The organism is Micromonospora yasonensis, assembly GCF_026013475.1.
In the GTDB taxonomy this organism is placed as follows: Bacteria; Actinomycetota; Actinomycetes; order Mycobacteriales; family Micromonosporaceae; genus Micromonospora; species Micromonospora yasonensis.
In genome coordinates this window covers 1-3092 of sequence record NZ_JAPDPH010000397.1, presented here as the reverse complement: position 1 = coordinate 3092, position 3092 = coordinate 1, and the positions used below count along the sequence as shown (strand labels likewise).

The following is a 3092-nucleotide window of genomic DNA, read 5'->3' as shown; positions in this document are numbered from 1 at the left end:
CCGGCCGGCACCGAGGCCGCCAGCGGAACCGCGACCGGCGACCAGCCGTCGGTCGACGACGCGCCGAACCCGGACGTCGCCGGCGCGGCCACGGCCCTGCCCCGGTCGGCCCCGACGACCATCTCGATTCCCCGGATCGGGGTGGACGCCGAGATCATGTCCCTCGGCATGAACCCGGACGGCACGGTCCAGGTGCCCCCGCTGGACCAGGCCATGAAGGCCGGCTGGTACTCCCCGGGAGCCAGCCCCGGCGAGGCCGGCAACGCGGTGATCGTCGGTCACGTCGACTCGGCCAAGATCGGGCCGGCGGTCTTCTTCAACCTCGGCGCGCTCCAGCAGGGTGACACCATCAGCGTCGCGCGGGAGGACGGCTCCACCGCCACCTTCATGGTGGACGAGGTGAAGTCGTACCCGAAGACCGCCTTCCCCACCGAGCTGGTCTACGGCCCGAGCGACAAGCCCGGGCTGCGAGTGGTCACCTGCGGTGGGACGTTCGACCAGAACGCGCGCAGCTACGTCGACAACGTCATCGTCTTCGCCAGCCTGACGTCCTGACGACGGAACGGGCGCGGCCCGGTGGTCGGTCACCCGACCACCGGGCCGCGCCGGTGTCCGTACGGGTCAGGCGGCCGCCGAGGTCCGCACCAGGGTACGGATCTGCCGCAGCAGCACCGACAGGGCGGAGAGGTCGGCGCGGGACTCGTCGAACTCCCCCATCGCCCGGTGCGCCCGGTGGATCGAGGTGGCGTTCGCCTGCTCCCACTCCTGCACCCGCTCCACCGGCGGCAGGCTGTCCGGGGTGGAACCGAGGACCTCCGCGGTGAGCGCGGCCAGGGCGGCGTACAGGTCGTAGCGCAGCGCCATCCGGGCCAGGGTCTGCCAGCGGTCCTCCCGCGGCAGCAGGGAGATCTTCGACAGCAGGGCGTCCACCCGGAACCGGTCGGAGAGGACGAAGTAGACCGAGGCCACCTCGCTCACGTCCCGGCCGGTCGACTGGGCGGTCTCCACCACGTCGAGCAGGCCGAAGCTGTACATCAGCCGGGTCGCCTGCTCGGCCACCTCGCGGGGCAGCCCCGTCTCGGTCAGCGAGTCGATGTGGGCGGCGATCGCCTCCCGCTCGGTGCCGTAGAAGAGGTGCTCCAGGTCCGGCAGGAGCCGGGCCACGCCGTCCCGCAGCCGGGCGATCTCCCCCGGCACGTCGATCGGAGAGCGCCGGTTGGTGACCAGCCAGCGCACCGCCCGGTCGAGCAGCCGGCGGGTGTCCAGGTAGACGCTGGTCTGCAACTCGGGCGAGATCCGGTCGTCCAGCGACTCCACCGCATCCCAGAGGTCGCGCAGCCCGAACACCTCGCGGACCACCACGTACGCCCGCAGCACGTCCGCCGCCGACGCGGCCGTCTCCTCGACGACCCGGAAGACGAACGAGATGCCGCCCCGGTTGATCGCCTCGTTGACCAGGACGGTGGTGACGATGTCCCGGCGCAGCCGGTGCTGCCCCATCCGGTCGGCGAACCGCTCGCGCAGCGGGGTCGGGAAGTAGTTGACCAGGATGTCGGTCGTCCACTCCTCGTCCGCCAGCCCCTCGCCGACGATCTCGCGCTCCAGCACGATCTTCACGTAGGCGAGCAGCACCGCGAACTCCGGCGCGGTCAGGCCGTTCTCGGTCCGGACCGCCAACTCCTCGTCCGGCGGGAGCGCCTCGAGCGCCCGGTCGAGCTGGCCGGACCGCTCCAGCTCGTTGATCATCCGGCGGTGCACCGGGAGCAGCGAGGCGGCCTGGGCCTGGGCGTTGTTGAGCGCCCGGGCCTGGTCGTAGTTGTCCCGCAGCACCAGGTCGGCGACCTCGTCGGTCATCTGGGCCAGCAGCTCGTCCCGCTCCGGCCGGTCCAGCTCGCCGTCGGCGACCGCCGTGTTGAGCAGGATCTTGATGTTCACCTCGTGGTCGGAGCAGTCCACCCCGGCCGCGTTGTCGATGAAGTCGGTGAAGATGCGGCCGCCGGTGGCGGCGTACTCGATCCGGCCGTGCTGGGTCCAGCCCAGGTTGCCGCCCTCGCCGGCCACCCGGCAGCGCAGGCTCTTGCCGTCCACCCGGATGGCGTCGTTGGACTTGTCCCCGACCTCGGCGTTGGTCTGCGTCGACGCCTTCACGTAGGTGCCGATGCCGCCGTTCCAGAACAGGTCCACCGGCGCGGTCAGGATGGCCTTCATCAGCTCCTGCGGGCTGAGCTGGGTGACCTCGTCGTCGAGCCCGAGCACCGCGCGGACCTGCGGCGAGATCGGCACCGACTTGGCGGTACGCGGGTACACCCCGCCACCGGCCGAGATCAGCTCCCGGTTGTAGTCCTCCCAGGACGACCGGGACAGGTCGAACAGCCGCTTCCGCTCGTCCCACGAGGTGGCCGCGTCCGGGTCCGGGTCCAGGAAGATGTGCCGGTGGTCGAAGGCGGCCACCAGCCGGATGTGCTTCGACAGCAGCATCCCGTTGCCGAACACGTCGCCGGACATGTCGCCGACGCCGACCACGGTGAAGTCCTGGGTCTGGGTGTCGTGCCCCAACTCCCGGAAGTGCCGCTTCACCGACTCCCAGGCGCCCCGGGCGGTGATGCCCATCTTCTTGTGGTCGTAGCCGGCCGAGCCGCCGGAGGCGAACGCGTCGCCCAGCCAGAAGTTGTGCGCGGCGGAGATCTCGTTGGCGATGTCGGAGAACGTCGCGGTGCCCTTGTCCGCCGCCACCACCAGGTACGGGTCGTCCGGGTCGTGCCGGACCACGTCTTCCGGCGGCACGATCTCCCCGCTGAGGATGTTGTCGGTGACGTCCAACAGCGCGCCGACGAACTCCTTGTAGCAGGCGACGGCCTCGTCCCGGTCGCCCGGCTTCTGCTTGAGCACGAAGCCGCCCTTGGCACCCACCGGCACGATCACGGCGTTCTTGACCATCTGCGCCTTGACCAGGCCGAGCACCTCGGTGCGGAAGTCCTCGCGCCGGTCCGACCAGCGCAGGCCGCCCCGGGCCACCGGCCCGAACCGCAGGTGCACGCCCTCGAACCGGGGCGAGTAGACGAAGATCTCGAACTTCGGCCGCGGCGCGGGCA

2 protein-coding genes are annotated in these 3092 nt (G+C 71.1%); one reads left to right on the top strand and one right to left on the bottom strand.

The features are described from left to right. A partial coding sequence (locus tag ONA70_RS35625; RefSeq protein ID WP_265010874.1) for a class F sortase occupies window positions 1-555 on the top strand: 555 nt, incomplete at its 5' end. Between the two features lie 66 nt (window positions 556-621). Here the strand turns inward: ONA70_RS35625 and ONA70_RS35620 are convergent. After that, window positions 622-3092 (bottom strand): NAD-glutamate dehydrogenase (locus tag ONA70_RS35620; RefSeq protein ID WP_265010873.1); only part of this gene is annotated, 2471 nt, incomplete at its 5' end.